At 47.4% G+C, this 6,504-nt stretch carries 5 protein-coding genes; all 5 read left to right on the top strand.

Annotated features, from left to right (window positions below; translation table 11 throughout):
* A partial coding sequence (locus ACQY6Q_RS12435; RefSeq protein WP_427981848.1) for a peroxidase family protein occupies nt 1-456 on the top strand: 456 nt, incomplete at its 5' end.
* A gap of 335 nt (nt 457-791) precedes the next feature.
* Nucleotides 792-2,165 carry a glutamate decarboxylase gene (locus ACQY6Q_RS12430; protein ID WP_055734541.1) on the top strand — a complete coding sequence of 458 codons (1,374 nt, stop codon included), beginning with the start codon at nt 792-794 and terminating at the stop codon, nt 2,163-2,165.
* Between the two features lie 72 nt (nt 2,166-2,237).
* Complete coding sequence (locus ACQY6Q_RS12425) at nt 2,238-4,106, top strand: aspartate:alanine exchanger family transporter (RefSeq protein WP_427981847.1); 1,869 nt, start codon at nt 2,238-2,240, stop codon at nt 4,104-4,106.
* A 94-nt stretch (nt 4,107-4,200) separates the two neighbouring features.
* Nucleotides 4,201-4,851, top strand: coding sequence for a hypothetical protein (locus ACQY6Q_RS12420; protein ID WP_427981845.1), 651 nt, complete (start codon nt 4,201-4,203; stop codon nt 4,849-4,851).
* A gap of 265 nt (nt 4,852-5,116) precedes the next feature.
* A partial coding sequence (locus tag ACQY6Q_RS12415; protein WP_427981844.1) for an FAD-dependent oxidoreductase occupies nt 5,117-6,504 on the top strand: 1,388 nt, incomplete at its 3' end.

Below are 6,504 nucleotides of genomic sequence, written 5' to 3'. Positions count from 1 at the left end.
CCTTTGGCTGATGGCTTCCGTAACTGGCAAAAGGCCAATTATGTAGTGATGCCAGAAGAACTATTGCTAGACCGAGCTCAGTTAATGGGACTCAGCGCGGTAGAAATGACGGTATTAATTGGTGGCATGCGGGTATTGGGCACCAACTACGATGGCACAGCCCACGGGGTATTCACCGACCGAGTGGGGGTCTTAACCAACGACTTCTTCGTTAATCTGACCGACATGAACTACAGCTGGGAGCCAAAGGGGCGTAATCTTTACCACATTAATCAGCGCAGTAGCGGTGAAACTAAGTGGACCGCAACCCGGGTGGATTTGGTATTTGGTTCTAATTCCATCCTGCGTGCTTACGCCGAAGTGTATGCCCAAGACGATAATCATGAAAAATTTATCAAAGATTTCGTTGCCGCATGGACCAAGGTAATGAATGCTGACCGGTTCGACCTAGTGTAAAAGTTATCGTCTTACTTTTTTGCTGATTTGGTTGTAAGTTATTGTTATATTTGGTTATTTGTTAATTTTAAGCCCAGCCCCTTGTCGCTGGGCTTCTTTGTTTTGTTGTCCTTGGCTTAAGCCTTCCTCATTTCTGCTATCTGCTGTCACCGCGTTTTATTGCCTAACGATGGTCTAGTCCATCAAAAGCGAGTTATTCGTAGGTAATTTTTCACCTATTATGCGCTCACTTGCTTAAGACCGCCCCACAGCAGGGGCATTGGTAGCATTAAGGTAATAATTTTCTCACAACATGATGGTTCGTTTAAGAGTCACTCAACAAACAGGAACACAATATGTCACACGATAAGCACGCTGATTTATCTCCTTACGAGCAATTCAATATCGAGATCCCTAAAGATTTCCCTGAAGAAGGCATGGCTGCTCGCGCCGCTGCTGCCCTAGTAAAAAGTGAATGCTGGACCGACGCTAATCCCATGCTTAATTTGTCATCTTTTGTGACAACTTTTGTTGAGCCAGAAGCGGCTGAAATCTTCAAAGAAGGTTCTTTCCGTAACTTTGCTGACCCAGATATGTACCCTCACACTAAAGCCACCGAAGAAAAATGTGTACGTTGGTTACATGACTTATGGAATGGCCCTAAAGACGTAGAACCTTATGGCGCGGCTACCATTGGCTCTTCTGAAGCTTGTATGTTGGCGGGTCTTGCGCACAAGTGGAACTGGCGTCAAGCGCGTGAGAAAGCAGGTAAAGATGCTTCACGTCCAAACATGGTAACTGGCGGTAACGTTCAAATTGTATGGAAAAAATTCCTTAAATACTTCGACGTTGAGCCACGCATCGTTCCACTAAAACCTGGTCAATACTGCCTAACTGCTGAGCAATTAGACGAATACGTTGATGAAAATACTATCTGTGTGGTTGCTATTGCTGGTCAAACCTTCACTGGTGAAGACGATGATTTCCAAGGCATTCACGATTGGTTAGACGCTTACGAAGAAAAAACCGGCGTATCTATTCCTATGCACATTGATGCGGCTTCTGGTGGTTTTGTTAACCCCTTCTTATACCCAGAGTATGAGTGGGACTTCCGCCTACCACGTGTGCAATCAATTAACGCTTCTGGCCACAAATTTGGTTTAGTACCTCCTGGTCTAGGTTGGATTATTTTCCGTGAGCGTGCGGTATTTAATGAAGACTTGGTGTTCTACGTGAACTACCTTGGCGGCGAAGCGGCGACTGCCACGCTTAACTTTAGTAAGAGTTCGGCAACCGTATTAGCCCAATACTACAACTTCATTCGTTTGGGTAAAGAAGGTTATACCCGCATCATGAAGCAAACTGTAGAAAACGCTGAATTCTTGCGTGAACGCTTGTTGGCAACGGGTAAGTTCAAAGTGATGAACGAGACTCAGCGCATCCCAGTAGTTGCTCTTACTCTTGATGAGTCGGTAACTAACTACAACGAGTTTGATATTTCAAACAAAGTACGCGAGCACGGCTGGATTTTATCGGCTTACTCTATGCCTGCTAACGCTCAAGAAGTGAACAGCTTGCGTATTGTGGTTCGTCCTCACTTAAACCGTGATGCCGCTGAAAACTTAGTTCGCGATATCGAAATGGCCTGTGAGTACTTAGAAGAGCATGGCGGTAACGCTACTCCACCTAAGTTGCACGACCTTCACAAAGTATCATCTGGGAAGTGTTAATCACACAGTCCCGTTTCTAAAAAAGAAGCCCAATGTTGCGGCTTCTTTTTTCTCAGATAAGCAGACTCTATTATGAATACACGACCAAAACTGGCGGGCTTTTTGTCGCATCCGCCTAAGTATATGATTAGCCTAATGTTTGGGCTATTAGCTTTAGCTTCATTGTGGTTAGGCAATGCCTATGCCGCCACCTTAGAGCCAGAAGTGAGCAATGGCGTTGCCGGTGCCTTGAGTTACCTCGCGCAAAACCCATTCGCCTACCTATTTTTAACCCTGGCGATTGGCTACCCTCTTGGCCGAATCACTGTGGGTGGTATTTGCCTAGGGGCCACCGCCGGTACCTTGGTCACTGGTATTTTGATTGCTTTAGCATCAAGTGCCATATACGGCATTACCTATGATATTCCTGGCCTAGTAGAAGACATCTTCTTGATGTTGTTTATGTACGCCTTGGGAATGCGGGTTGGACCTCAGTTCTTCTCGGGCTTAGCTCGTGGCGGGTTCGACTTCGTAATGATTGGTTTAATTGTTGTTTTCTCTAACTTCTTAATCGTTTTCTTTGGCGTTAAGGTGTTGGATCTAGGCCCTGGCTACGCAGCCGGTATTATCTCTGGTAGTTATACTGTTACTGCGGTAATGGGCGTGGCTCAATCTGCCGTTTCTACTGGTGCTTTCCAACTTCCAGAAGGCGTTACTGCCGATATGGTAGGTGCCAATATGGCGGCCGGTTATGCGATTAGCTACGTGCTTTCTTCAATCTTCATCATCTTGTTGGTGAAATACTTACCCAGAATGTTTGGTAAAGATGCAGTAGCCGAAGCGATCAAAGCAGAGCAAGAATTTAGTGGTGGTGAAGACGGTGGCGCCTTACCAGGCACAGCGGGTACCTCGCTATTGGGCTTTACCGACAAGCAAATTCGCTCTTATGTGGTAGAGCATGAAGAATTGGTGGGTCTATCTGTTAGCCAACTATTTAAAAAGAACCCGCACGCGGCCATTTTAAAAGTGGTACGTGGTGACGAAGTGATTGATGCGCAAGCCGATCCTAAGTTACAGATGGGCGATGTTGTAGGTGTAATGGGCGAATACAACCTATTGCTCAGCGGCAGCGACAAAGTGGGTAATGAAGTGGCTGAACCTCGTGCTCGCATGGTCGATATTGAAGTAGCAGACGTGCACGTAGGTAAATCTAGCTTTGCTGGTAAAACCTTGACCGAATTAGGCCAAGAGCTTGGTTTTGGTGTACACCTAAAATCATTGTTTAGAGCCGGTGTGGCAATTCCTCACTTACCTAAAACTGTGGTAGAAAAAGGCGACGTATTGCGTCTTGCTGGCCCAGCTTGGTGTGTAGAGCAAGCAGCTAAAGCCTTAAAAGCTAAACCGATTGTTGAAAGTACTTATACCGAAGTGTCATTCATGTCTCTAGCCTTGTTTGTGGGCTTTGTGATTGGTCACGCTAGCGTTGAAATTAGCGGTATTCCTTTTGCCTTGGGTACTTCTGCCGGTTGTATGTTAATGGGTATCTTCGTTTCTTGGTTGCGTACTCGTAATCCTGACTTTGGTGGCCCAATGAGTGAAGGCGCACGTTCTTTCTTAAACGATATTGGCTTAAGTTTGTTTGTTGCGGTATTGGCGGCAGGTGTAGGACCTAAAATCATGTCTTCTTTCCAAGGCACAGTAGTGATTTGGATTGCAGTATTGGGCTTGTTAGGTGCGTTAGTTCCTCCTTTCTTGGCTTGGTTATATGGTTATTACATTCGCAAAATGAACCCAGTGGTATTGGCTGGTGCCTGTGCCGGTGGTCGTAACAGCACCCCAGCACTGAACGGCATTCAAGATATCTCTAAAAGTGGTATTGCCGCAGTAGCCTACCCAGTACCTTATGCACTGACTTCTGCAGTGGTATTGATCCTCGGTTACATTGCGATGGTGTTCTCATAAGCTTAGTGATTAAGCGATGAAAACTTAAGTATTAAGCCTTAACCGTGTACTGATTGCATTGTTAAGGCTTTTCTTTTTTTAGTGGAGGCCGAGCATGCGCTCTGTGTCGTCAGTACATATTGCCGTTAACGTAATGCGTGCGCGGCTGACTTTGATTAGTTTTAACATTGCCATTGTATCGTTTCAGTTGTCGCAGCGCTTTAACATGGCAGGGGGCATAGACATCCCCGGTTTTAACCATCCTTTGCATTTTCGAGTTAGCATGGCCTTGCTGTTGGCCTTAGCCTTGAGCTTACTGGCGGTGGTGGCGTTTATTAGTTCATCGGCCTTAGATGAGGTGGGGGCGTGTGACCACTGGTCATTCATTTTGGGTGACTTGTTTATGTACCTTGCCTTGGCTAATACCGTTACTGGTTTTTTCTCGCCATTGAATGACAGCCTTAAGCTAGTGGTTCAGCAAATACCTGCACAAGCCTCACAAGCAGAGTTACTGCGTAAAGCGGTATTCTATTTAGGCAGTGTGGCTTGGTTGGCAGCCATTTATCTGGGGCCGCTAGTGAGCCTGCTACGTTCACCATTTTCTAAGCGGCTAAATTTGCGCATGGCGCTGCTCTATGTGGGCTTGTTGCTAGTGATGTTCTGGCTCAATTATCAGGTGGAATTGTTTGAGCTGAGCAATAGCGGGTCTGCGTCATTGCTATTACCGCGTTTTGTTTTTGAGTTTTTTCAACCCTTAGTCTGGTAGGCAACCGCACTATAAGTGCGTTATAGCAGGCGCACTGCCGCTGGTGGGTTTAGCTAAGTCTTTGTCTTAACTATTAGTTAGTGGACCATTTTATGCTGCAAAGCCCGCAATTTCCCTTGTTTTATTAGTCTGCTGTTTCCGCGCTGGTAGTGACTTTTTGCCTAACAATCGGGCACTTAGCCTGAGTATTCTAAGGTTAGGCTATTTCAATGTATTAGCACCACAGTTAGAATGAGACGTTGTTTTCTGTTGTGGATGAAATTTAGTGAAGCAGTCTCACCCCAAAACGGCGAACTCACCAGCATCACCTCGCGTGGCGGTTGTTGGTGGGGGAATAGCAGGCTCTGCTGCTGCCCTAAAGTTAGCCGAGCTTGGTGTTCAGGTTAGCTTGTTTGAAGCTGGCCCTAGCTTAGTTAATGGGCCTCCGGCCTGTCACTTACATGCGGGGGGCAATCTGTATCGTGAGATTTCTGATCAGCAGTGCCTAAAGCTGTTAGAGCAATCCATCCATACGCTGCGGGTATTTCCTCATGCACTAAATCGCCGCCCCACAGTGATTGCTGTACCCAATAATGACCCCGGCGACCCCAACGCCTTGTTGCCGCGTTTGCAAAAGCTGCAAGCTCACTATGCCGAGCTGGTGGCTCTGCACCCCAATAACCAGCAACTTGGCCCAGTTGAGGACTACTACCGTTTATATTCGCGTGAAGACTTACAAGCCTTGGCGGAATTAGCGATACCCGACACCCCACAAAGCTTAGATGATTGGATGATCCCAGTGGCGAAACAACTGGATCTGGCTGCCTTTAAGTTTCCCTTTGTGCAAGTGCAGGAATACGGCTTAAGCTTGTTGCGCATTGCCGCAACCGTGAGTTTGGCGACCCAGCGCTTAGCCCAATGCCAAGTGCTTACCAATACCAAGGTGACCCATATTGAGCAAGTGGGCGGCTCCAGCCCTCGTTGGCGGGTGGATTACCAAAGCGAGCAGGGTGAGCAGAGCATCGAGGTAGATTATCTGATTAATGCCTGTGGCTATCGTAGTGGGCGACTCGACGACATGGCCAAGTTGACTCGTCATCGCATGGTGGAATTTAAAGCCGCCTATTTGGCCAAGTGGCCTAGCCAACAAGGGCGCTGGCCCGAGTTAGTTGTGCATGGCCAACGTGGAACGCCCAACGGTATGGCCCAGCTTACACCCTATCCCGATGGCATTTTTCAGCTGCATGGCATGACCGATACTATCACCTTGTTTAAAGGTGGCTTGGTGAAATCCAGTGACAATAGTGCTCAGCCGGAGCTGAGCCCCTTGTTAAGTCGTAAATTAACCCAAGGTTGGCGGCCAGAAGAGATAGCAGAGCGAACCAGTGAAGCGGTAAAACATATGGCGCGTTATTTACCCAGTTTTAGTGATGCCTGCGTGGCGGGGCGGCCCTTGTTTGGTGCCCAGCAAATTCCTGGGGATGATCCAAGCCTACGTGCCGCTAGTGTGTCGTTTGATAAGGCCCACTATGCTCGTACCGAGATTGTTAAGTTCTCCTCGGCGCTACATGCCGCAGAGCAGATTATTGATAATATTCGTCAGCAGGGTTTGTTGCTAGGCAAGCCAGAGGGCTCGGCCATGACCGAGTTACGTTGCACTCAGGGGCTGAGTTA

The sequence above is a fragment of the Agarivorans sp. genome, assembly GCF_050295395.1.
Lineage (GTDB): Bacteria > Pseudomonadota > Gammaproteobacteria > Enterobacterales > Celerinatantimonadaceae > Agarivorans.
The sequence above is the reverse complement of the archived record's forward strand: the minus strand, read 5'-3'. Positions and strand labels throughout refer to the sequence as shown.